The following is a 23,673-nucleotide window of genomic DNA, read 5'->3' on the forward strand; positions in this document are numbered from 1 at the left end:
ACCTCCAACTTTACGGCGCTACGCTTTGGGCCCATGGCGAGCCAACCAGCAGTGCTGGTCACCCTTGACGGGCAACTGCACGATCCCAACCTGCCGCTGCTGCACGCCGACGATCTGGCCGCCGTGCGGGGCGACGGGGTGTTCGAGACGCTGCTGGTTCGCGACGGCAGGCCATGCCTGCTGGAGGCCCACCTGGCCAGGCTCGCCCAGTCGGCCAAGATGATCGACCTGCCGGAGCCCGACCTGGAAGCCTGGCGTGCTGCCGTCGCGCTCGGCACGCGGCGCTGGGCGGCCGACCACGACGGCGAAGGCGTGCTGCGGCTCGTGTACAGCCGGGGCCGCGAAAGCGGGGGACCGCCCACGGCGTTCGCGACGATCGGCGCGCTCGCCGACCGCGTGGCCGGTGCCCGGCGCGACGGGCTCGCCGCCATCACCCTGGACCGCGGGCTGCCGATTGGTGCGAGCGAGATGCCGTGGCTGGCGGCAGGCGCGAAGACGCTGTCCTATGCGGTGAACATGGCCGCGCTGCGGCACGCCGAACGCAACGGCGCGGGCGATGTAATCTTCGTCAGCTCCGACGGCTATCTGCTCGAAGGGCCGCGCTCGACGGTCGTGATCGCGACCGAGGAGGGCGGCGAACCGGTGCTGCTGACGCCGCCGCCCTGGTACCCGATTCTGCGTGGAACCACCCAGCAGGCGCTGTTCGAGGTGGCCCGCAGCAAGGGGCTGGATTGCGACTACCGTGCCCTGCGCCCCGGCGATCTGCTTACCGCACAAGGTATTTGGCTGGTGTCGAGCATCACCCTCGCGGCCCGCGTGCACACTCTCGACGGCACGCGGTTGCCTGCCGCCACGGCGGCGGCCGACGTCGCGGGGCTCGTCGACGCCGCGATTCTCAGCGATCGCTGAGCGTGGAAAAAATCGCTGGCAGCACTTTCCGGGTCGGTGGTAGCTTCGTCTCTACACAGGGAAGGAGGTGGTCCGACAAATTGATTGATTTATGGACATGTGAGGTGGCTGCCCGCTAGCAGCGCCGGGCGAATTGCCTGCGCGCGCTGGCGAATTCCCCGCAGCCACCCGGCCCCCGAGCCCCTCGGTCTGTCCACCCAGGAACTACGGCTCGGGGGCCGCCCCATATCTGGGGTCGGCTGACCGTGGATTGCCGAAACCTTGTGGTGCGGCAGGCATTCCGTGAGCCTGCGTGGCTAGCTGGGGCCCGGTGCCAACGTCGAGCACGCCTGCATGGCCTGCTGCCAGACGCCCGGGTCGACGCCCGGCGGGGCGCCCGCGGCGGGGCCGGGAGGAGCGGGCACGCCGTGCTCACTCAGACAATGTGCATAGGAGCCGTGCTCGGCGGGAGCATCAGAGGTCGGTGCCGGTTCGGGCTCACCCGACGAACACGAAGCCAGCGCGGCCGCGGCGGCCAGCGTGGCAGCCGCCATCCACATACGCCGCATCAGCCGACGAACCTCGACAGCCGGGCCGACAGATGTGGCACGAGGCCGCCGTCGGCGTCGACGCGTTCCTCCACGTAGCCGAGGTCCCCGCCTTCGACGATGCCGTACAGCCGTTTCGCGCCGCCGACGAGGACACCGGACTTGCTGCGGGCCAGCGCATCGGTCACCAGTTCCCACGAGGACTGGTTGAGCGGCCTGCCGTAGAACAGCTCGACGTAGCCGGCCGAATGGGCGAGCAACAGCTCGATCGCCTGAGTCTCAGACGGGTCGGCGGGATCGCTCACGAACCGCCAGAAGCCGGTCTCGCGCAGGCCGGGGGAGTCGTAATCGCCGGATTCGTTCAACCGCCAGGACCGGGCTTCCCAGTTCAGGTAGTCCCCGCCGTCGTGGGACACCACGATCTGCTGACCGAATCGGTAATCGCCATGTGCGTCACGGCCCTCGCCCTCGCCGCGCCACACGCCGACCAGGGGCAGCAGCGCCAGCAGTGCGTCGTTGAGACCGACGCCGTCGCGCAGATTCGCCGTATCGGCGGGCAAGGGAAGATCGCCGAACACCGGGATGTTGCGGGCGCCCGTGGCTTTCGCGCGTTCGGCAGCCGCGGCTACGGCTCGATCGCCGGAGCCAAGTTCAGGACCGTCCTCGGGGGACGTCACGACTCGTCGGTGACGAGGCGGTACACCGCGTACAACGCGAACCACGTGATGACCACGACGGCCGCGACAAGCAGGATCTCGAAGAACAGCACCACGGCACGTATTCTAACCGCCCAGCGTCTCCGCTTCCGCTATGGCCCGTTCCAAGTGCTGCGGGCAATACTCGGCGGCCGCGGCGCCGAGAAAGAACCCGGTCTGAGTGGGAGTCCAGCCGGTGGCATTGACTCCCTCGGTGATCACGTCGGCCGCCGAAACGCCGTTTCCGAGATCCGCGCATATGCCGCGCGCGACGTCGATGAGTGTTTGCGCTGCCGCGTCGTCGGCCCAGGAGAAGCCCCCGGCTTCGAGCGTGGCGAGGAATTGCTCGTCGGAGTCTGCCGTCGCAGGAGCAGCCGTTGCCAATGCAACGACCGCAAATGTCGTGGCGGCGAATCCGACGATGGATATCTTCATTGCCGGTCCTGATGGAAGAGATTCCCTGCGCCCGGTTGGCGCGGGAGATGCGTCCATCATTCGCCGCTACAGCAAAGCCCGCAGCGTTTTCACAGCGAAAACGCCGCGGGCTTTGTCTGAAGGTCGACTTAGGCGCGATCCATGGCCGAGCTCCTCATCGGCTCGTGCCTCGCCTTGATCGTCGCTAGGCGACCTTGACGTCGACCTCGTGGATCCCCGCGCCGGTCGGCGCGACGCTCGCGTCACCGTTTCCGGCGGGCGAGAGCGCACGAAGAGTCCAGGTGCCCGGCGCGGCGAAGAACCGGAAGTCACCGGTCGCCGACGCCACCACCTCGGCGGTGAACTCGTCGCTGGAGTCCAGCAGACGCACGAACGCGCCGCCGACCGCCTGGCCCGAACCGTCGACCACACGACCGGTGATCACGGTTTCCTTCTCCAGGTCGACGCCGGCCGGCAACGTCAGCCCTTGCTTGGGTGCAGAGCACATATCAACTTCCCAACTCGATCGGGGCCCCAACGAGGGAGCCGTATTCCGTCCAACTGCCGTCGTAGTTCTTGACGTTCTTGTGTCCCAGCAGCTCCTGCAGCACGAACCAGGTGTGCGAGGAACGCTCACCGATCCGGCAGTAGGCGATGGTTTCCTTCTCGCCGTCCAGGCCGGCGTCGGCGTAGATCTTGGCCAGATCCTCGTCCGACTTGAAGGTGCCGTCCTCGTTGGCCGCCTTGCTCCAGGGAACGTTGATGGCGCCGGGGATATGCCCGGGACGCTGGCTCTGCTCTTGCGGCAGGTGCGCGGGCGCCAGGATCTTGCCGGAGAACTCGTCGGGCGAGCGCACGTCCACCAGGTTCTTGGCGCCGATCGCGGCGATCACCTCGTCGCGGAACGCCCGGATGCTGTTGTCGGGGTCCTTGGCGGTGTAGCTGGTCTGCGGACGCTCGACCTTGTCGGTCGACAGCGGGCGGGCGTCGAGTTCCCACTTCTTGCGGCCACCGTCGAGCAGCTTGACGTCGTTGTGGCCGTACAGCTTGAAGTACCAGTAGGCGTAGGCCGCGAACCAGTTGTTGTTGCCGCCGTAGAGGATCACGGTGTCGTCGTTGGCGATGCCGCGCTCGGAGAGCAGCTTGGAAAACTGCTGGGCGTCGACGAAGTCGCGGCGGACCGGATCCTGCAGATCGGTCTTCCAGTCCAGCTTCACCGCACCTTCGATGTGGCCGGTGTCGTAGGCGGAAGTGTCCTCGTCGACCTCCACGAATACGGTCTTCGGCGCTTTGAGATTGCTCTCGGCCCAGTCCGTGGTGACCAGGACGTCGGAGCGTGCCATGTACGAAATCCTTTCGGTTGCTTGCTTTTTGAGCGGGTAAGGCGGTTTTCAGATGGGGCTTGGGGTGCGGCGTAACCGCACCACGATCGGGTAGAGCCGGCAACCCAGGCAGATGCCGAAGGCCGCGTTGAGAAAGGCGGCAGCCAAGGCGAACGCCGTGGCGACCAGACCCAGTGCGGTGATGCCGAACGCGAAGCCGACCGCACCGACGGTGGCGAATACGAAGCCGACGAACTGGGCGAACTTCAGCGGCGGAACGGGCTCGCGCTCCGTGACCGGGCCGAGCCGCGGCGCCACGAACGTGGCGAACAACTTGCCGTAGGGATGCAGGCGCGGACCGGCGACCGCGCCGACGGCGAACACCACGGCCTGTGCGGCTAGCAGGACCGCTGCGGCCGGGCCGTCGACCCCGGCCACGAGCAGGATGCCGGCGAGCACCCCGGTGGTGACCCAGGCCGTGAAGCGGGGGCCGCGCACGTCCACCTGGTCCGGCCGGGTCGGACCCGGCGACCTGGTGAATGTCGATGACATGTGAACAAACTCCTGTTGTTGATGAAGGTCTGGTGGTGTGCAGCCTCGAAGCACATGGCTCGAGCGGACGCGTCAGAACGCGCGGCTGCGCTCAACAGCAACAACAACAGCAACAACCCGCAACGCGGCACAGATCGACTGCGCGACGCTTGGTGAGCACAAGCTCAAGGCGGGCTGACACGTGCCACAGCTTACCCAATGACCGGGGCCTCAAGCCAACAGCGGTTCCAGCGCCGAGCGCAGGTCAGCGGCACTGGGGACCCCGCTGGTGCGGTACCGCTGGCGTCCTTCGGCGTCGAAGATGAACGTCGTCGGCAACGAAAGGACCGAAAGGCGCCGCGCCGCCGCCGGATTGGCGTCCATGTCGATCTCGACGTGCGCGACCGCGGGCAGTTCGGCACACACCTGGTTCACCACGCGCCGGACCCCCGCGCATGGCCCGCACCAGACGGCGCTGAAGTGCACGACGGTCGGTCCGGTGGTGGACAGGCCGAGGTCGGTGGTGTCGACCTCGATGGGCTCGGCGGCCGCCTTGAGCATGCCCGCGCGCAGGGTCATCAACCGGCCGACCACATACCCCAGACCCAGCACCGCGATGAGGATCGCGATCACCGCCACCATCGTCGAACTCATCTCTGTCTGAACCCTTCGAGGTCGATCGTCACACCCTCGGCGATGCCCTCGATGATGACGTCGGAGCCGCGGGCACCCGCACTGGTCGGCGCGATCCCGAAGGGCAGCTTCTGGCCCGTGATCGTGCTGCTGAACTCGGCCAGCACGGCGGCCGTCTTGTCGGCGGGCACCGGCTCGTCGGCGGTGCCCGGCCCGGTGAGGATGCCGGTGGCGGTCAGGACGAGCGTGGTCTGGTCCGGCCCGGTGATCGACAGGTCCACGGCGACGCTGACGCGCTCGTCGAGGCCGGATGCCTTCGGGGTGCCGGTGAACACCAATCCCTTGTTACTCGAGATTCCCGACTCGGTGGTGCCACCTGTCGCGTCGTTGGTCTCGCGGGCGGGCGCCTCGACCAGGAGGTCGTCGATTCCCATGAATCGACCGACGTGGGTGGAGTCGATGATGATGCGGCTCTCGGCCTTGCTGACGTGCATCGGCGCATCCGGCCGGATCAGCCACGACGCCTCGGTGATGTCGATGTCGTGCAGGGTGGCTTCGAGCGAGGCCTTGCCGACGACGGGGTGCTCGACGGCACCGGCCCGGATCTCGATCTCCTTGTACTGATGGTTGCGGGCCTGCGTGATGAAGGGGAAGCCGAGGATCGCCACGGCCGGGTCCCAGTTCAGGCCTGCGGCGCTGCGTACGTTGCGGGCCAGCCGATATTCGGCGTAGATGGCCGCGCCGAAATCGGTGCCCACCGCACCCACAACGAGCGCGGCAACGGTTGCGACAACACCGATCAGCAGTTTGCGCACCGGCACATTGTTCCCCACCGCCCAGCGGATGAGCCGCTCGGCGCGGCTAATCAGCAGGTGAGGCGTTATCGTTAGATGACTAATGGCCGGTAACGGCTACATGTCAGTCATGAATCTGGGACATCACTAGACACCGGCGTCCGTGGTTTCCCGCCGTGATTCCCGGCGCGCCGGAGGACTCCTTGGATCTACTGCTATTGACCGTCGACCCGCATCCCGAGTCGGTCCTGCCCTCCCTGTCGCTGCTGGCCCACACCGTTCGGACCGCTCCGACAGAGGTGTCGTCCCTGCTTGAGGCCGGTAGTGCGGACGTCGCCATCGTCGACGCGCGCACGGACCTGGCGGCCGCCCGCGGCCTTTGCCGCCTGCTCGGCACCACCGGCACCTCCGTCCCGGTGGTCGCGGTGATCAACGAGGGCGGCCTGGTCGCCGTCAACCACGAATGGGGTCTGGACGAGATCCTGCTGCCCAGCACGGGGCCTGCCGAGATCGACGCGAGGCTGCGGCTGCTGGTCGGCCGCCGCGGCGGCAGCGCCAACCAGGAGAATGTCGGCAAGATCACGTTGGGTGAACTGGTCATCGACGAGGGCACGTACACCGCACGGCTTCGCGGCCGCCCGCTCGACCTCACCTACAAGGAGTTCGAGCTCCTGAAATACCTCGCGCAGCACGCCGGGCGGGTCTTCACGCGGGCCCAGCTCCTGCAGGAGGTGTGGGGCTACGACTTCTTCGGCGGCACCCGTACCGTCGACGTCCACGTCCGACGGCTGCGCGCCAAGCTCGGCACCGAATACGAGTCGTTGATCGGCACCGTCCGCAACGTCGGCTACAAGGCGGTCCGCCCGTCGCGGGGCCGCACGCCGGCGGCTGCGGGACCCGAGGACTCCGTCGACGACGAGGGCGACGACGGCGACCTCGACGACGCCACCTACGACTCGACGCTCGACGGCGTCGATGGTCCGCTGGCCGGCCGGCTCCCCACCCAGTGACGGCCACCGACTGGCGCACCGGGCTCACCGGTGCCGATCAAGCGCAGGTCCGTGAGGTCATCGCGGGGGCGGCCGCCCACGACGGGGTCGCGCCCGTCGGTGACCAGGTGCTGCGAGAACTCGCCCACGACCGCACGCGGCACCTACTGGCCACCGAAGACGATCGCGTGGTCGGGTATCTGAATCTCGCTCCGGCCGGTGCGGATGATCCGGCGATGGCCGAGTTGGTGGTGCACCCGCAGGCCAGGCGTCGCGGCATCGGCTCGGCGATGGCGCGCACCGCGCTGGCCGAAGGGGGAGCGGGCGCCAGGATCTGGGCCCACGGAAATCTGGAACCGGCGCGGGCGCTGGCATCGTCGCTCGGCTTGGTGATCGTCCGGGAGCTGCTGCAGATGCGCCGCCCGCTCGTCGACCTGCCGCCGCTGCGCGAGCTTCCCGCCGTGCGGATCGCCACCTACTCCGGGCCGGACGACGATGCTGAAATCCTGCGAGTGAACAACGCCGCGTTCTCCTGGCACCCCGAGCAGGGTGGGTGGACCGAGCGTGAGATCGACGAGCGCCGCAACGAGCCGTGGTTCGATCCCGAAGGCCTGTTCGAGGCGTTCGACGAGCAGACCGGCCGGCTTCTGGGCTTCCACTGGACGAAGGTCCACGACGCCGACGTCGGCGAGGTCTACGTCGTCGGTGTCGACCCCGAAGCGCAGGGGCGCGGTCTCGGCGCGGCACTGACGTTGGTCGGCCTGCACCACCTTGCTGACCGTCTGACAGCAAGTTCACAGCCGACGGTCATGCTTTACGTCGAGGCAGATAACTCGGCGGCCGTCAACACGTACCGAAAATTGGGTTTCGAGGTGTTCGGCGTAGACGCCGCGTACGCCGCCGGTTAACCCGGCTAGCTGTGAAATCCCTGAACCTGTTCACCGCTCGTTCATCTTCTGTCCGCGAGCCGTCCACCGCGGGCGAATACGTTGCCGGGGAGTCTGAAGCCGTCAACTGAAAGTGGGACAAGTGAAGCTCTACAGCATCGGCAGGGGTATCGGCACGGCGCTCTCGGCGACGGCCATCGCGGCGCTCACGCTGACCGCATGCGGCAGCGACAACAACGCCGGCACCTCATCGCCCACCAACGGCGATGCCGCGGCCTCGTCCGCGGAATGCGGTGGCAAGAACTCCATCACCGCCGAGGGTTCGACGGCTCAGCAGAACGCGATCGCGGAGTTCAACAAGGCCTGGGGTCAGGCGTGCCCCGGCAAGAACCTGTCCTACAACCCGACCGGTTCGGGCGCGGGCCGAGAGCAGTTCATCGCGAAGCAGGTCGACTTCGCTGGGTCCGACTCGGCGCTCAAGGGTGATCAGGTCAAGGCCGCCGCCGACCGCTGCGGTGGCAACCCGGCGTGGAACCTGCCGCTGGTGTTCGGCCCGGTCGCCATGGCCTACAACATCGAGGGCGTCGACAAGCTCGTGCTCAACGGCGACCTCCTCGCGAAGATCTTCCAGGGCCAGATCACGAAGTGGAACGATCCGGCCATCGCGGCGCTCAACGCCGGCACCAACCTGCCCGACGCCGACATCAAACCGATCTACCGGTCGGACTCCTCGGGCACCACCGACAACTTCCAGAAGTATCTGGCCGCCGCCGCCCCGCAGGCGTGGACCAAGGGTGATGGCAGCGAGTTCAACGGCGGTGCGGGTGAGGGTGCTCAGAAGTCGTCCGGTGTTGTGCAGGCCGTGCAGGCCACTCCGGGTGCCATCGGCTACGTGGAGAAGGGCTTCGCCGAGCAGGCTCAGCTGCCGTTCGCCCAGATCGACAGCGGCGCCGGTGCGGTCGAGCTGACCGACGAGTCGGCTGCCAAGGCCATCGACGCCGCCAAGTTCGCCGCCGAGGGCAACGACCTGACGCTGGACCTGAACTCGCTGTACGGCACCAAGGAAGCCGGCGCCTACCCGCTGGTCCTGGCGACCTACAACATCGTGTGCTCGAAGGGTTACGACGCCGACACCGCCGCCGCGGTGAAGTCGTTCCTGACGGTCGCGGCCAACGAGGGCCAGGCCAACCTGTCCGCCGCCGGCTACGTGCCGCTGCCGGACGCCTTCAAGGAGCGTCTGCTGACCTCCGTCGATGCAATCAGCTAGTCAGCTGGCGTAGCAGAACGAATCTGGTGAGGATGGATTTCGGACCATATGACCGACAGGGTCCCCGACGGGATAACAGTGACCACACCTAACCCAGCCGACTCAGGGTCGGGCGAAGCGCTCGCTTCACCGTTCCCTGAGCCGGAACCCATCTCCACCAACCCCTCCAAAGGAGCCAAGGTCCGCCCGGCGGACCGGATCTTCCGAGGGCTTGCCGAGGGCTCGGGCATCCTGATCGTCGCGCTCATCGCGGCGATCGGGGTGTTCCTGCTCTGGCGTGCGATTCCGGCGCTCGCCCGAAACGAGGAGAACTTCTTCCTCTACGGCGGCAACTGGATCACCACCGACACCTCGGCGATGCACTTCGGCATCCTCGACCTGCTGCAGGTGACGGTGTTCGTCTCGGTGTTCGCGCTGCTGCTGGCGATGCCGGTGGCGCTGGGCATCGCGATCTTCTTGACGCAGTACGCACCAAAGCGCCTGTCGGGCCCGTTGGCCTACATGGTGGACCTGCTGGCGGCGGTGCCGTCGATCGTCTATGGCGTGTGGGGCCTGTACGTCTTGGCGCCGGTGATCAAGCCGTTCGCGGTGTGGCTCAACGAGAACATGTCGTGGCTGTTCTTGTTCAAGACGGGCAATGCCTCGGTGGCAGGTGGCGGCACAATCTTCACCGCAGGCATCGTGCTCGCCGTGATGATCCTTCCGATCATCACCGCGGTGACCCGTGAGGTCTTCATCCAGACGCCGCGCGGCCAGATCGAGGCGGCGCTGGCGCTGGGCGCCACGCGCTGGGAAGTCGTACGCACCACGGTCCTTCCGTTCGGCATGTCGGGCTACATCAGCGGCGCCATGCTCGGCCTGGGCCGTGCGCTCGGTGAGACGATCGCGCTGCTGATCATCCTGCGCGGCACGCAGACCGCGTTCAGTTGGTCACTGTTCGACGGTGGTTACACCTTCGCGAGCAAGATCGCGGCCACCGCAAGCGAATTCAACGATCAGTACAAGGCAGGCGCCTACATTGCCGCGGGCCTGGTGCTGTTCATCCTCACCTTCATAGTGAACTCGCTGGCCCGCGCCGCGGTCGCCGGAAGGGGCGCGAAATCATGACATCCACGCTCGAACAGCCGGTCAAGGCGCCCGCATTCCAGGGCGTGAGCGTACGCCGCAAGCTGACCAACAACTTCGCAACGGTGCTTGTCTCGGTGTCGGTGCTGATTGCGCTCGTGCCGCTGCTGTGGGTGCTGTACTCGGTGATCACCAAGGGATTCGCGGCGATCACGTCACCGGTGTGGTTCACCAACTCGCAGGCCGGTATGACGGCGTTCTCACCCGGCGGCGGTGTGTACCACGCGATCGTCGGAACTCTGCTGCAGGGCATCGTCTGCTCGCTGATCTCGATTCCGATCGGCGTCATGGTGGCGGTGTACCTCGTCGAGTACGGCGGCGGTACGCGGCTGGGCAAGATCACCACGTTCATGGTCGACATCCTGACCGGTGTGCCCTCGATCGTGGCGGCGCTGTTCATCTACGCGCTGTGGGTGGCGACCCTCGGTTTCGAGCGGTCCGGCTTCGCGGTGTCACTGTCGTTGGTGCTGCTGATGATTCCGGTCATCGTGCGCGCCACCGAGGAGATGCTGCGCATCGTCCCGATGGATCTGCGTGAGGCGAGCTACGCGCTGGGTGTGCCGAAGTGGAAGACGATTGTGCGCATCGTGATCCCGACGGCGCGCGGCGTTCTATAGCCAGCTGAACTGTTGTGGTTGACTGATCAGACCCACCGAGAATGAGGGCCGATCATGAGTGCTGCGCGTTGGCGGATCCACCGATACAGATTTGACCTGCCGGATGGTGACGTTCCAGCGGTGTTGGCGAGCAGGTCCGAGACACTACCGGAGCTGATCAAGGCAGTTGGCGGCCGAGACGGTCAACGATTCTTGCTGGGCCCGAATGGCTTTCCTGATCTCCGTGTGAACGATTTTCTCGGTTCTGCGCGGATGAGGAATATGGCGCAGACGAGCAATCGAGACTATGCCACCTCCCTAGCCTTGTGGCTGAACTTTCTGTCGACGCGTGGGCAGGAGTGGTTCACGGCATCTGTCGATGATGTTGAGGAGTTTCAGTTCTGGCGCCTGACGGACCCTGCGAACCCCGAAAAGGTTGCTGCATCGACGTTTTCTAAGGATATCGCCGCGTGCAAAAAGTTCTATCGGTGGGCGGCATCTCGTTATCCCGATGTAGTAGACGTCTTCGCAGATGTGGGGCCACCCCGCGCGAAGCGCACGGCCGGTGTCAAATGGTTGGATCCTGCGGCAATCGTGAGGTGGCGCGACGTGGGCCTACGCGGCAGGGGCCTTGATGGCCGGCGTGACCAGTCATGGCGAGGGCGAAATGAGCAGCGAGACAGTGCTTTTGTCGACGGACTGTACGGTACGGGATTACGCCTCACCGAGTGGGGCTCGGTGGTCCTGCCAGAGCTCCCGCGCCTTGCATCAGGCAGATCCTTCTATACGTGCCGGTTAGCCGACAAGTGCGCCAAAGGTGGATACGGGCATCCCTACTGGATGCCAGTTGCTGTCCTGCGAGCGGTGCGCGCCTACATCGAGGGTGCCCGCGCACGGGCGGTTCGAGAGGCGCAAGCCGCGCATCGCTATGACACGATCGACGCACGCCAGATTGCGCGTCCGGCCGGACGTGGGAGCCACGTTGTCCTTGTGTCAGAGAATGGCCAGGATGTGCAGCGGCCATGGAATCTCATCGATCCAGAGCTGCGGCGACGGCTCTTCTACTCGACCGCCCAAGGTCTTGAGCCCATGGTGTTGTGGCTGAATGAGACTGGAATGCCACGAGATCCACATGGATGGCACCACACTTTCGAAAATGCCAACCGACGGATCGAAGCTCTCGGTCTGTCCAACTTCAGCTGCACTCCACACATGCACCGGCACTCGTTTGCTCTCAAATGGTTTTCGATCGGCAAGTTGGTGTATATGGCCCGGCTTGGTTCTGTCGGTGAGGAGAGCGCGAACGACTTTCGCTCTCAGTTCGGAGATACCTGGCATCTCGTTCAAACGATGCTTGGTCACGCACGCGTGGAGACGACGAAAAACGTGTACCTGGAACCATTCCGGAACCTCGACGTCGAGATTTTGCTGGCTCATGCCGACGGCTTTCCGTTGAAAGAGTTTCTTGCCCAAGTGTTTCGTCAGCATCCTAACGTCGCCAGTGACCCGGTCGGGACTGGTTCGTGAGCCCTCGCGGCCGGCGGGCAACGTTGCCCAGCGATGGGCAGACTTCGCATGGATTGCAGCCAGACGGCTTGACGGTGCGCTGCTTTGACCAGGGCGGGGACTCGGTTCACGACTTCGATTTCTCCCGAATTCCGGTTGACCCGGAGCTCCAGCGAGGATTGGCGAGGGCCTTTGCGCGACGAACGGCGCCAGGCAGCAGGCTGACCAGGATGGAGGGATTCAAGTACGCATTCCGCGCTGCGCAAGTCTTCGGTGGTTTTCTTGGCGGACTCATGAACCCACCGACTTCCATGGCCGATCTGGCCGATGTCCACATCGAAGACTTTCATGAGCATCGCCGCGCCACCACAACATCGGCACATCGCGAAGTGTCGGAACTAAAGTCGTTGCTGCGCAACAGCAGTGAACTTACTCCCGCCACACTTGCCAAGGCTTGCGAACTGACTCCGCAAACCCCAGCAGCCAGCAGGAAGACTAGTTACAGTCGCGCCGAGTTCACCCAGATCGCTCGACTAGCACGGTCGGACTTGCGTGCCGCGGCCTCCAGAATCCGCAAGAACCGCGAGCTGTTGCGCCAGTACCGAGCCGGGAAGCTGACTGACCCCGACCGTCGTTTCGAACTCCTGGAGTTCGTTGACCAGCACGCTGACGTGCCCCGCTACTCTCGCCAGACACCTAATGGAAAATTCGCGCCCAAGACCTGGGTGCGAGACTCGGGATTCGGCTCGGTTGCCGAGGTCGTCGGCTGGTTGCACCTAACCTGTACCGAGCTCGTGGCCGCAGCACTGCTGCTGGGAATCATGGCAGGCCAGAATCGCAGCGTCATCCTGAGCCTCACGACCGCCCACCATCGAGCCGATGGCTACATCGATGGACAGAAGTCCATCGCCATCCTCGACACGTACAAGGCGCGTCGAGGATCCCGGGCCTACATGAACCTGGCGTTGGCCGAGATCCCCGACTGGATCACCGTCCCCTCGACGTTGGCTTCGCCGACAGCTCGCGACGAGCTGCACACCCCGTTCGGTCTGTATGCCTTGTTGCTTGACCTGACGTCACGCTCGCGCGAACTCGCCGATACTGACCGGCTCCTGATCGGCTATCACGCCAACGGACCAAACAGTCGCGGTATTCGGGCGCTTGGCGGCACTGAACCGTTCCGCATGTGGTCGGCTCGCCACAAGATTCAGCCCGATGTCTCCGAGATCAACGCGCACGGGTACCTGTCGGTGACATTGGACCGGATCCGTCTGACCTACGTCACGTTGCACCAGAAACCCGTCGCGCACACCGAGGCCACGTTGGTCAGGGACTATCTCAGTCGTGATCGAGGCAATCTCGGCCAGTACCGCCAGGTCGTTGCGGCCGCGCTCACCGAGGAGGTCGCCAAAGCCCGAAGTCGCAGTGTCATGGAATCCCTGAGTCGCGAGGAGCTTGTCCAGTCCGATGCCGGCGAGCTTGCCGCCAAACACGGCATCGAGCTGGCAATCTTCAAACGCATGCTCGCGGGCGAACTCGATACGGTGATGAGCGCCTGTATCGATAACGACAACAGTCCGTTCGGGACGCCGGGGCAACCGTGCCGTGCGTCGTTCATGAAGTGCCTGGAGTGCCCGTGCGCCCGCGCGTTGCCCCACCATCTGCCGGTCCAAGTCCTCGTCTTCGACCGGCTGCAAGCACGAAAAGCCGATATGACTCCGCTGGCCTGGGCGCAGCGGTTCGCGCGCGCCCACACTCAGCTGACTGACTTACTCAGTCGCCACGACGCCGCCGATGTCGCACAGGCGCGTGCGGATGCCACGTCGCAGCAACACGCGATGGTGGACCGGTTCGTCAACCGGGAAATGGACATTCGATGACCGCGCCGCAACCTTCCGTTGCATGGGATTGCCCCCTACCAGTCGGTGTGCACTGGCCGCACGATCACACGCTGGTCCTGATCAACCGCGAGCTTGTCTCAGGGGTAGACATCGCCGCGCTGAGCCGTTTTGGCGATGATCACTGGAGTTTGACCGAGGCCGTCTTCGAAGAACACGCATATACGCTCAAGCTCAACTTTACTGCGATACCGGCGCCACTACGAACGGCGTCCAAGCACTACATCTGGCAGCTGATCAACCACGACGTCCCCACGCCGTTCCACCAACAGGCGGTGGGGAAGGCATCGATACGTACCGTGATGAGTGCCTGGCCGAGCTTCAAAGCCTTCACCGTGTGGTTAAACCAGCGAAACATCGAGTCTTTCGGTGCGGTCGACGACGATGTCCTCGACCGCTATCTGTCCCATCTTGCGGACTCCGAAACCACCCTCGACATCAAGCATCGCCGTGCGCTCGAGGTACGACGACTGTGGAGCTACCGCTCAATCCTGCCCGAATCGATGCGACTTCCCCTCCCGCCGCCCTGGAATGATGATCCCCTGCACGAGCTTCTGGGGAAGTCGCTGTCGCGCAGGGAAAACCGCACGCCCCGCATCGCGGAAGCCAGCATGCAGGCCCTGCTGCACTGGGCGTTGCGATTCGTAGAGGAATTCTCAGTCGACATCGTCAGTGCGCACGACGAACACCTACGCCTCAAAGGTCTTTCCCCGCAAGCCCGGCGCGATCGCAACGGCGGACGTCTCGGGCGAAGCCGCGGCGACGAGATGGAGCGCCGGGTAGAGACCTACCTGGCCCGTCTGCAGGAAATCGGCGGAGCCCTACCTGGGAAAGTCGATGCGACTGGCACGATACAGCTTGACCTGCAACATCTGCAGAGGCAGCTGGAGATGGTCATCAATCAGAAAACATTGACCTACCCCGCCGGTGCGCTGATTGTGCAGTCAGACCTCCCAATTGCCGACGCCGCCTATCTCGACACCCCGATCACCGCAACCCTCGACGGACGTCCCTGGCGGGACCGCCCCATCGCCTACGAAGAAGCGCGCACGTTGGCCAACCACCTCAGCACTGCGGCCATGATCGTGATCACCTACCTTTCGGGCGCCCGGCCAGGTGAAGTCCTCAATCTTCGGCGCGGATGCATAGATCGCGACGGCACAGCCGATATGTGGCTGATGTCCGGGCTGGTGTTCAAAAACGTCGTCGACGATGACGGCAACAAGCTCCCGACAGGACAACAACGCCGTGATCCGTGGGTAGTGGTGAAACCCGTCGCCGACGCGGTGGCGGTCTTAGAGCGCCTGCACACCCACCCCCTGTTGTTTCCGGCCAGAATCCAGCCCTACAAGGAAGCCACGAACTTCGCCCGCATAGGCCAGGCCCGCAGCAGCACCAGAGCCATCGCGACCATTGCCGAGTTCATCGACTGGGTCAATGACTACTGCACTCACCACGGCCGGCCAGGCATACCCATCGACCCGCACCCGATCAACCTCTCGCGGTTCCGGCGTACGTTGGCCTGGTTCATCCGGCGACGACCCCGCGGCCTGGTCGCCGGCGCCATCCAATACGGACACGTGCACACACGATTGATCCAGGGATACGCCGGTGACTACAGCTCGGGTTTTCCCGACGAGTACGCCTACGAAGACTTCCTGGCACGCCTGGAAGAAATGGCCATCGACCATAAGGCACTCGAAGACGGCGAACACGTCTCCGGGCCCGCTGCCGACGAATACCGTCAGCGGGTCCACGCCGCCGAGCGCACGTTTGCAGGCCACGTGCTGACCACCCCCCGACAAGCACGCGACCTGCTGGGCAACTCATTGCTGCAGATCTATCACGGCGACGGAATGACCTGCGTGTTCAAGGCACAGGAAGCCGCATGCCAGCTGCGCGGCAGTGTCGACGATCCGATGCTCACCCCCGACATCGATGACTGCCAACCAAACTGCCGCTGTATCGCGCACACCGACCGTGACGTCGCCGCCATCCAACAACACCGCGATGAGCTTCACGAGATCGTCAATGACCCACTCGCGCCACCTATCAGGCATCAACGCGAGCACCGCGAACTTCAACGCCTCGACAAGATCCTGGAAAGACACCAATGACTTCCACTGCCACACACGACGACCCGGTCCGCGCCCAGATCCTCGCCGCAATGGATCGCCTGCTCGCCGGCCAGCCACTGCGATCCACGGGAAGACTGTCGGTGTCACAGCTAGCCGTCGAAGCCGACATCCCACGCTGGCATCTCACCCATCAGCACGTTGATCTTAAAGAGCTCTTTCAAGCCAAGGTGCGCAACGCCGACGGCGCTCCCGCAGCGTTCTCCCGCCACCTCAGCGACTACGCCAAACTCAAGGCTGATCACGCCAAGCTGATCGCGCACTGTGCCGAGCTTGAGCAACGACTTCAGCTCTACGCCACCGTCATCAATGTGCTCGCGCTCGAACGAGACACCGCACACAATCAACGCCCCGTCACCAACATCCGGACGCGCCGACGGATCGGCTCACCCGACCCAAAGCCGGGACCGCGAAGAAACCACGACGACACGACATAGCCGGCCCCGCCGCGCGCGGGCGAACACCGCGTGCCGATGTAGATCGATGCCAGCGGCCATTACCAAGGCCTCACCGACCATGCCCCGCGGATACTCTCCACGACACACGAGTCGCGGCTATCCTGGTGTGGATCACCCCTATTGGGGTTCCCGCACGCGCTCTGGCCGGCATCGGCTACACGATCCGGCGCGACCGCGGCGGTGTGGCGGCGCCACCGCCGTCCCAACCCACGGGCGCCAACCGGCCCCGATCACCGGTTGGCGCCGTAGTCCTCGGCCACCGTTCGCCTGCCTGACGAATCGCCCTTTGCTCGGTGTAGGCGGTGTTGCAGGCAATTTCGAGATTCTGCATGCGGGACGCGCTTGTGGTGACCGACACTGTCGGGCTGGGTGGGCACTACATAGTGCACGAGCTCTGGAGGGAACGTCGATGGGTGCGCCGTACGTGTCGATCAAGCGACTGGTGGACAACTCGCTGGCCGCGATGCTGGCCGCAATCGAGGTATACAACAAACCGCAGATGACCTATCGCGATGAACTTGCCGTGATGCTGGTCGTCAATGCCTGGGAACTCGCGCTCAAGGCGACCCTGCGCCGAAGCGGCCGTACGATCTTCTATCCCAAACAACGCGGTGAGAAGTATCGATCGATCGGGCTCGACGACGCGTTGGGCCGGGTTGGAGGGCACTCGCTGTGGCCGGCAGGGATAGACGGGCCCGCGGTGGCAGCCAACGTCAAGGCGCTCACCGAGTATCGCGATCGGGCCATCCACCTCTACAACGCGCAGGGATTGGGCGCGGTCATCTATCCGTTCCTGCAGCAAAACGTCTTGAACTATCGAGATTTCATGCTGGCCAAGTTCAAGAAGGACCTCGCCGATTCCATGACCTGGCAACTACTGCCGCTGGGCGCGACGGCCCCGGCTGACGTTGTGCAGTTCATGCGCGTAGACAACAACGCCACGATGATCGCCGAGGTGCAGCAGTTCATCGAGGACCTGCGCCGGTTGATGAACGAAGCCGAGGCCGCGGGCGGCGATCTGGCCCGGGTGGCCACCATCTACGACATCAATCTGCAGTCAGTGAAGAAAATGACCAGCGCTGATCTGGTCGTCGCCGTCTCACCCACAGCCAGCGGGCAGGTCGTGGTACGCAAAACCGACCCCAATCAGACCCACCCCTACAACCAGAAGGAGCTGCTGGCGAAGGTGAACGCCAAACGCACCGGCAGAGCGCTGACCACATATGACCACCAAGCGCTGTCGTGGAAGGAAAACCTCCGTGACAACCCGGCATTGGCCTGGAAGCACAGCAACGGCGCGTCGCATGTGTGGTCGGGTGAGGCTGTCAGCTACCTCGCGTCGCTCGCCGACGAAACCTACGACAGGATCCGAACCGAATACAACGCCTTCCTGCGGGCACGGGCATCACCCGACGCCGGATAGCGCCGAACCGTCGTCAAGCGCCGGCCGCTCGCCGAGCCCTCGCTGACGAAACGTGGGGCAGCGACACCCACGGGCAAGGCCGCCGCGGAGTTAGGTAACTGTTCACTTGTAAACCGATATCGATGTCTGTCAATATTGATGTATGTCGAATTCATTGTCGGCGGTGCCGACCGAGGCATGTTGCCCTCCGGGGGCGCTCCTGCGGGAGCCCCTGTCTGCCGCCGCGGCGGCGGATATGGCGGTAAAGCTCAAGGCACTGGCCGATCCGGTTCGCCTGCAATTGTTTTCCGCGGTTGCCAGCCATTCCGGCGGTGAGGCGTGTGTCTGCGACATCTCCGTCGGACTGGATGTGTCGCAGCCGACGGTGTCGCATCACCTCAAGGTGTTGCGCGATGCCGGCCTGGTGACTTCGCAGCGTCGGGCGTCGTGGGTGTATTACGCGGTGGTGCCCGAAGCGCTGGCCGGCCTGGCCGTCCTGCTCGGGGGCACCGCCCACAACACGGCAGGGGTGCCGGCATGACCGAGACTGCGACGTCGGCCGCACCGCCGGTCGTCGGCAAGCTCTCCACCTTGGACCGGTTCCTGCCGTTGTGGATCGGCGCGGCGATGGTCATCGGGCTCTTGTTGGGCCGCTGGCTGCCCGGTCTGAACACCGCGCTGGAAAGCATTGAGATCGACGGGATTTCACTGCCGATCGCGCTCGGCCTGCTGATCATGATGTATCCGGTGCTGGCCAAGGTGCGCTATGACCGTCTCGACACCGTCACCGGCGACCGCAGACTGCTGGTGTCGTCGTTGGTGTTGAACTGGGTCTTGGGGCCGGCGTTGATGTTCGCCCTGGCGTGGTTGTTGCTGCCCGACCTGCCCGAGTACCGCACCGGGCTGATCATCGTCGGACTCGCCCGCTGCATCGCCATGGTCATCATCTGGAACGACCTGGCCTGCGGTGACCGCGAGGCCGCCGCCGTGCTGGTCGCGCTGAACTCGATCTTCCAGGTGGTCATGTTCGCGGTCTTGGGCTGGTTCTACCTGTCGGTGCTGCCCGGCTGGCTGGGTCTGGAACAGACCACCATCGACACGTCACCCTGGCAGATCGCCAAATCCGTGCTGATCTTCCTGGGCATCCCCCTGCTGGCCGGCTACCTGTCCCGCCGCCTCGGCGAGAAAGCCAAGGGCCGCGACTGGTACGAGTCCAGGTTCCTGCCCCGGATTGGGCCGTGGGCACTCTACGGGCTGCTGTTCACCATCGTCATTCTCTTTGCCCTGCAAGGAGAACAGATCACCAACAACCCGTTCGACGTCGCCCGGATCGCGCTGCCCCTGCTCGCCTACTTCGCGCTCATGTGGGGCGGGGGCTACCTGCTCGGCACCGTGCTCGACCTCGGATATGAGCGCACCACCACCCTCGCGTTCACCGCGGCGGGCAACAACTTCGAACTCGCGATCGCGGTCGCCATCGCCACCTACGGCGCCACCTCCGGACAAGCGCTGGCCGGTGTCGTCGGCCCGCTCATCGAGGTACCGGTACTCGTCGCCCTCGTCTATGTCTCCCTGGCGCTGCGGCGCCGCTTCACCCACCACACGTCACAACACCTCCCCGCCGACCCGCCGTCACCGGCCGATGTGAAGGAGTCGTAGCCCATGACGGAGCGGATAAAGCCGTCCGTGCTGTTTGTGTGTGTGAAAAACGGCGGCAAGTCGCAAATGGCGGCCGGGTTGATGCGCCAGGTTGCCGGTGACACGGTCGACATCTATTCGGCCGGAACCAGACCTGGCAGTGCCATCAACGCGCTGTCTGCCGAGGTGCTCAACGAGGTCGGTGTTGACATCACCGGCGAAACACCCAAACCGATCGACCTCGACCTCATCAACAACGTCGATCTGGTCGTCACCCTGGGCCGCGAAGCCGAGGTTGATCCGGTGCCCGGCACTCAGTTTGAGAACTGGGCCACTGATGAGCCTTCCGAGCGCGGCATCGACGGCATCGAGCGGATGCGTCTGATCCGCGACGACATCGCTGCGCGGGTCACCGAACTCGCCTCCCGGCTACAGAACCCGGACCGCAACTAGCCGTACGGTCCGCGCAGCATTCACCGCCGAGTGCCCCCGCGCCGCACTTTTCTAGACCACGCATCCCACCGTGCCTCAGGAGCGACGAGCCATGCCCAAACACGTTGTTGCCATCGGCGGAAGTGACGCCGGAATCTCGGCGGCCTTGCGCATCCGCGAACTCGACCCGGCCACCGAGGTCACCGTGGTGGTCGCCGACGCCTACCCCAACTTCTCCATCTGCGGCATCCCGTACTACGTCTCCGGGGAAGTCACCCACTGGTCCAACCTCGCCCATCGCACCGCGGCCGACCTGGCCGCCACCGGCATGCGCGTGCTCACCGACACCACCGCCACCAAGATCAACGCACACGAGCACACCCTCGATGTCCTCGACCCCACTGGCACCCCCCAACAACTCGGCTACGACGCACTGATTGTGGGTACCGGTGCCGTCTCTGCCCGCCCACCTCTCACCGGACTCACCGGCGCCGAGGCGCTCGGTCCGGCCGACGGGGTGCACCTGCTGCATTCCATGGGCGACACCTTCGCCGTGATGGAATCGCTGCGACAGCGGGATCCGAAAACCGCGGTCATCATCGGCGCGGGCTACATCGGCCTGGAAATGGCCGAAGCCCTCACCCTGCGCGGCATCCAGGTCACCCAGATCGAAGCCCTACCCGAAGTCTTGCCGACCGTCGACCCAGAGTTGGGCGCCCTGATCCACACCGAACTCGAGCGTCATGGCGTCGAGGTCCTCACCACAACCACCGTCAACGCCATCGCCCTCGACAGCACTGGTGGGCTGACGGTGACTGCCACCCACGAGGGCGAAACTTTCGACCGCACCGTGGATTTCGTTCTCGTCGTGGTCGGCGTTCGCCCTGACGTCGAGTTGGCCGCCGACGCCGGCGCCGAACTCGGGGTCAAAGGCGCGATCGTGGTCGATGAGGCCATGCGCACCAACCTGCCCGACGTCTACGCCGCCGGCGACTGTGTGCACACCCACCACCGGCTCCTTGGCCTGACATGGTTGCCGCTGGGCACCACCGCCCACAAACAGGGCCGCGTCGCCGGGGAGAACGCCATCGGCGGCGCGGCGCGGTTCGCCGGCAGCCTGGGCACCCAAGTGGTCAAAGTCTTCGACCTGGTCGCGGCCCGCACCGGGCTGCGCGACCATGAAGCGCTCGCCGCGCACCGCGACTGGGTCCCAGTGACCACCGCATCCGCCGCCGATGACCACAAGGCCTATTACCCGGGCGCCACTCCGATCCACATCCGCATTACCGGCGACCAGAACACCGGCACGCTGTTGGGCGCCCAACTTGTCGGGCAGCGCAGCGCAGAAGTTGCCAAACGGGTCGACACCTACGCCACCGCCCTGTTTCATTCCATGACTGTCGACGCCCTTAGCGAGCTAGACCTCTCCTACACCCCGCCGCTTGGATCGCCATGGGACGCAACGCAGATCGCCGCACAAGCGTGGACGCGTAAAACACGGTCGATCGCTTGTGCTCATCAGCCCACCACCTAGTACTGGGGTAGCTGATAGGGCCCGTACGGGGAGCAACGTAGCACCCGGCCGACAGTTGCGGGCGAAGCCCCAAGGGGGCAATGGAGGGCGTCTAGTTGGCGTCTAGTTGGCGGTCACCCACATCCTGCGCGGCCGGCCACAGTCCCCGCAAACCGGCACTTCGGTACAGCCACCCCGGGAACCCCGCCTGCTCCAATGTGCCACTAGCGATACCTCCGTTGGGCTCGTTCAGTCCGGTGCGCACGTGCCGGTTGGGGGTGTGACCGTCGGCCGAGCCGCCGGCGCGTGTGGCGCCGCTACTGAAGACGGCGTGGCCCCTTCGCCTCGGCGTCACCAGCGGCATTGCTCGTCGGAGGTGGGCCGAGCGCCGATCGGGATCGTGTTAGCACTACTAGTAGGGCAGAGGCTTGTGTCGCGTGGCTTGCTACTGGTGGCGTGCCGACCCGACCCAGTCAGACCGACCCCGAACGAGCCGCCCTGTGGGCCCGGCGCCGACGCGCGGTGGGCCGCAGAATCCGGATGCTGGGCCTGGAGCGCGGGCTCACCCCGGAGGCTCTGGCCTTGGAGCCCGGGGTGACCCGTAACGTACTGATCCACGTTGAGCACGGCAAACGCGGACTGTTGTTCGAGCGCCTCTATGACCTCGCCGAGGTGCTCGCAGTATCGGCCGGCGAACTCCTTGATGATCCTGCCGGCGGCTGAGCCCCGGGGGATGCCGCGCCGCGCTCGCTTCTTCGGTCGGGCCGAAGCCCCAGGTTGCCGCGCGCCCGCAACGATAGGTCCTCGGTGGCCGCCCCCGCCGACGAGTCACTCCGACCGATCGCGTGAATATTTTGGAGAGTATTTGCCGGGCGTGTCGTCCGGTTCGGTGTCGGTGCCGCGGGCTATCGTCTCGAACTATGCATCTGGTGATGGTGTGGTAGCGCCGGGGTCGGCCAATCCCCGCATGGTCACCCTGCTGCGGGAGTCGAAGTCGTGGTCGCAGGCTGATCTGGCCGCCGCGGCCGATGTGACGCAGGGTTATATCTCCAAGGTCGAAAACGGGCGGGTCGACCTGGGCGGCGAGCGCCTGCAGGCGGTGGCCGAGGCCTTGGGATGTCCGGCGGTGGTGCTGACCAATCACGACCCGCAACAGCAACCCGAGGTGTCGTGCATGTTTCACCGGCGCCGCCGCAGCCGGATGACGGCCGGGGCGGCCAAACGGGTGGAGGCGGTCAGTCACCTGACCCGGATCAGTGTGGACGCGCTGACCGCTGGGATGGACTTGGCCTGCGACATCGAGCGCATGGATATCGATGCCTACGATGGCGACCCGGTACGCGTCGCACAGATGTTGCGCCGCCGCTGGCGGGTACCCGTCGGCCCGATCGAGGATCTGCACGCGCTGATGGATCGGGCCGGGGTGGTCGTGGTGATACGCGAGTTCGACACCGTCGCTCAAGACGCCTTCAGCACCTGGCCGGCCGGAAAGGCCCCGGTCATGGTGGTGCGCGCCGGGATGTCGGCTGACCGGGAACGCTTCTCCATCGCCCACGAACTAGGCCATGTCCTGATGCACGTGCTGCCCGGCGAGGATCAAGAACAGCAAGCCGATGCGTTTGCCGCGGAGTTTCTGGTGCCGGCCGCCGAGATCGCTCCCCAATTGGCCGGGCTGACCACCCGGGATTTCAGCCGTCTGATGGAGCTGAAGGTGCAGTGGAAGATCTCGATCGCGGCGCTGATTCAGCGGGCCAAGACACTGGAGTTGATCAGTGACCGCCAGTTCCGCGAGTTCCGGATCAAACTGTCGCAGCTGGGCTGGCACACAGTGGAACCGGTGCCGATCCCGCACGGTCGCGCACGGTTGCTCGATTCGATCCTGGCGGCCCATCGCCGCGGCGACACCATTGACGCGGCCGGTCCGGGGCTGGCATTGCTGACTGCCGAGACGTTACTGGGCAGCGGTGACCGCACGACCTACCAACAACGTGAGGTGTCTTAA

25 protein-coding genes and 1 pseudogene are annotated in these 23,673 nt (G+C 65.2%); 17 read left to right on the forward strand and 9 right to left on the reverse strand.

Features of this window, described 5'->3' with window-relative positions:
• The first annotated feature begins 33 nt into the window (after positions 1 to 33).
• Complete coding sequence (locus AWC31_RS02645) at positions 34 to 909, forward strand: aminodeoxychorismate lyase (protein ID WP_085142426.1); 876 nt, start codon at positions 34 to 36, stop codon at positions 907 to 909.
• Between the two features lie 296 nt (positions 910 to 1,205).
• Here AWC31_RS02645 and AWC31_RS02650 read toward each other — a convergent pair whose 3' ends face one another.
• From AWC31_RS02650 to lmeA, 9 genes are all read right to left on the reverse strand, one after another.
• A complete protein-coding gene (locus tag AWC31_RS02650; protein ID WP_085142428.1) occupies positions 1,206 to 1,457 on the reverse strand; it encodes a hypothetical protein in 252 nt (83 codons plus the stop codon).
• Positions 1,457 to 2,113: a heme-binding beta-barrel domain-containing protein gene (locus AWC31_RS02655; RefSeq protein ID WP_067846512.1), complete on the reverse strand. Its 657-nt coding sequence runs from the start codon at positions 2,111 to 2,113 to the stop codon at positions 1,457 to 1,459. Before AWC31_RS02655 ends, AWC31_RS02650 begins: the two co-directional genes overlap by 1 nt.
• Before the next feature lie 105 nt (positions 2,114 to 2,218).
• Positions 2,219 to 2,566 carry a DUF732 domain-containing protein gene (locus AWC31_RS02660; protein ID WP_165765887.1) on the reverse strand — a complete coding sequence of 116 codons (348 nt, stop codon included), beginning with the start codon at positions 2,564 to 2,566 and terminating at the stop codon, positions 2,219 to 2,221.
• Between the two features lie 184 nt (positions 2,567 to 2,750).
• On the reverse strand, positions 2,751 to 3,053 hold the full coding sequence (locus tag AWC31_RS02665) for a DUF1416 domain-containing protein (protein WP_003884652.1): 303 nt from the start codon (positions 3,051 to 3,053) through the stop codon (positions 2,751 to 2,753).
• Position 3,054: 1 nt separating this feature from the next.
• Positions 3,055 to 3,888 carry a sulfurtransferase gene (locus AWC31_RS02670; RefSeq protein ID WP_067846509.1) on the reverse strand — a complete coding sequence of 278 codons (834 nt, stop codon included), beginning with the start codon at positions 3,886 to 3,888 and terminating at the stop codon, positions 3,055 to 3,057.
• 48 nt (positions 3,889 to 3,936) lie between these two features.
• The gene (locus tag AWC31_RS02675) at positions 3,937 to 4,419 is read right to left on the reverse strand and encodes a DUF4395 domain-containing protein (protein WP_067846506.1); all 483 of its coding nucleotides are present in this window, start codon (positions 4,417 to 4,419) and stop codon (positions 3,937 to 3,939) included.
• Between the two features lie 91 nt (positions 4,420 to 4,510).
• Positions 4,511 to 4,600: an Ms5788A family Cys-rich leader peptide gene (locus AWC31_RS38235; protein WP_350222965.1), complete on the reverse strand. Its 90-nt coding sequence runs from the start codon at positions 4,598 to 4,600 to the stop codon at positions 4,511 to 4,513.
• 29 nt (positions 4,601 to 4,629) lie between these two features.
• A complete protein-coding gene (locus AWC31_RS02680) occupies positions 4,630 to 5,052 on the reverse strand; it encodes a thioredoxin family protein (RefSeq protein ID WP_067846503.1) in 423 nt (140 codons plus the stop codon).
• Positions 5,049 to 5,864 (reverse strand): mannan chain length control protein LmeA, encoded by an 816-nt coding sequence (gene lmeA, locus AWC31_RS02685; RefSeq protein WP_067846500.1) that lies wholly within the window; start codon positions 5,862 to 5,864, stop codon positions 5,049 to 5,051. The genes AWC31_RS02680 and lmeA overlap by 4 nt, the downstream gene beginning before the upstream one ends.
• A gap of 164 nt (positions 5,865 to 6,028) precedes the next feature.
• Here lmeA and AWC31_RS02690 point away from each other — a divergent pair, with 164 nt between their 5' ends.
• The 16 genes and pseudogenes from AWC31_RS02690 (at position 6,029) to AWC31_RS02765 (ending at position 23,673) form a co-directional block, all read left to right on the forward strand.
• Entirely contained in the window at positions 6,029 to 6,835 is an 807-nt protein-coding gene (locus AWC31_RS02690; protein WP_085142817.1) for a winged helix-turn-helix transcriptional regulator, read from the forward strand.
• Positions 6,832 to 7,722, forward strand: coding sequence for a mycothiol synthase (mshD, locus tag AWC31_RS02695; RefSeq protein WP_085142432.1), 891 nt, complete (start codon positions 6,832 to 6,834; stop codon positions 7,720 to 7,722). Before AWC31_RS02690 ends, mshD begins: the two co-directional genes overlap by 4 nt.
• Positions 7,723 to 7,843: 121 nt before the next feature.
• Entirely contained in the window at positions 7,844 to 8,968 is a 1,125-nt protein-coding gene (pstS, locus tag AWC31_RS02700; protein ID WP_085142434.1) for a phosphate ABC transporter substrate-binding protein PstS, read from the forward strand.
• Between the two features lie 48 nt (positions 8,969 to 9,016).
• Positions 9,017 to 10,075 (forward strand): phosphate ABC transporter permease subunit PstC, encoded by a 1,059-nt coding sequence (gene pstC, locus AWC31_RS02705; RefSeq protein ID WP_085142436.1) that lies wholly within the window; start codon positions 9,017 to 9,019, stop codon positions 10,073 to 10,075.
• A pseudogene (gene pstA, locus AWC31_RS02710) lies at positions 10,072 to 10,695 on the forward strand (phosphate ABC transporter permease PstA); the annotation flags it as partial. The gene pstC and the pseudogene pstA, both read left to right, overlap by 4 nt.
• Before the next feature lie 69 nt (positions 10,696 to 10,764).
• On the forward strand, positions 10,765 to 12,216 hold the full coding sequence (locus AWC31_RS02715; RefSeq protein ID WP_085142438.1) for a site-specific integrase: 1,452 nt from the start codon (positions 10,765 to 10,767) through the stop codon (positions 12,214 to 12,216).
• A 290-nt stretch (positions 12,217 to 12,506) separates the two neighbouring features.
• A complete protein-coding gene (locus tag AWC31_RS02720; protein ID WP_234816687.1) occupies positions 12,507 to 14,075 on the forward strand; it encodes a hypothetical protein in 1,569 nt (522 codons plus the stop codon).
• The gene (locus tag AWC31_RS02725; RefSeq protein ID WP_085142440.1) at positions 14,072 to 16,210 is read left to right on the forward strand and encodes a site-specific integrase; all 2,139 of its coding nucleotides are present in this window, start codon (positions 14,072 to 14,074) and stop codon (positions 16,208 to 16,210) included. The genes AWC31_RS02720 and AWC31_RS02725 overlap by 4 nt, the downstream gene beginning before the upstream one ends.
• Complete coding sequence (locus tag AWC31_RS02730) at positions 16,207 to 16,665, forward strand: hypothetical protein (protein WP_085142442.1); 459 nt, start codon at positions 16,207 to 16,209, stop codon at positions 16,663 to 16,665. Before AWC31_RS02725 ends, AWC31_RS02730 begins: the two co-directional genes overlap by 4 nt.
• 430 nt (positions 16,666 to 17,095) lie before the next feature.
• A complete protein-coding gene (locus tag AWC31_RS02735) occupies positions 17,096 to 18,109 on the forward strand; it encodes a DUF3644 domain-containing protein (RefSeq protein ID WP_085142444.1) in 1,014 nt (337 codons plus the stop codon).
• A 142-nt stretch (positions 18,110 to 18,251) separates the two neighbouring features.
• Complete coding sequence (locus AWC31_RS02740; protein WP_085142446.1) at positions 18,252 to 18,629, forward strand: ArsR/SmtB family transcription factor; 378 nt, start codon at positions 18,252 to 18,254, stop codon at positions 18,627 to 18,629.
• Positions 18,626 to 19,747 (forward strand): ACR3 family arsenite efflux transporter, encoded by a 1,122-nt coding sequence (gene arsB, locus AWC31_RS02745; RefSeq protein ID WP_085142448.1) that lies wholly within the window; start codon positions 18,626 to 18,628, stop codon positions 19,745 to 19,747. The genes AWC31_RS02740 and arsB overlap by 4 nt, the downstream gene beginning before the upstream one ends.
• Before the next feature lie 3 nt (positions 19,748 to 19,750).
• A complete protein-coding gene (locus AWC31_RS02750) occupies positions 19,751 to 20,179 on the forward strand; it encodes an arsenate-mycothiol transferase ArsC (protein ID WP_085142450.1) in 429 nt (142 codons plus the stop codon).
• 91 nt (positions 20,180 to 20,270) lie between these two features.
• Entirely contained in the window at positions 20,271 to 21,692 is a 1,422-nt protein-coding gene (locus tag AWC31_RS02755) for an FAD-dependent oxidoreductase (protein ID WP_085142452.1), read from the forward strand.
• Positions 21,693 to 22,127: 435 nt separating this feature from the next.
• Positions 22,128 to 22,394, forward strand: a complete 267-nt coding sequence (locus AWC31_RS02760) for a helix-turn-helix domain-containing protein (protein ID WP_085142454.1) — start codon at positions 22,128 to 22,130, stop codon at positions 22,392 to 22,394.
• A gap of 214 nt (positions 22,395 to 22,608) precedes the next feature.
• Complete coding sequence (locus AWC31_RS02765; protein WP_165765888.1) at positions 22,609 to 23,673, forward strand: type II toxin-antitoxin system RelB family anti-toxin; 1,065 nt, start codon at positions 22,609 to 22,611, stop codon at positions 23,671 to 23,673.

The sequence above is a fragment of the Mycolicibacterium wolinskyi genome, assembly GCF_002101965.1.
Classification (GTDB): Bacteria; Actinomycetota; Actinomycetes; order Mycobacteriales; family Mycobacteriaceae; genus Mycobacterium; species Mycobacterium wolinskyi.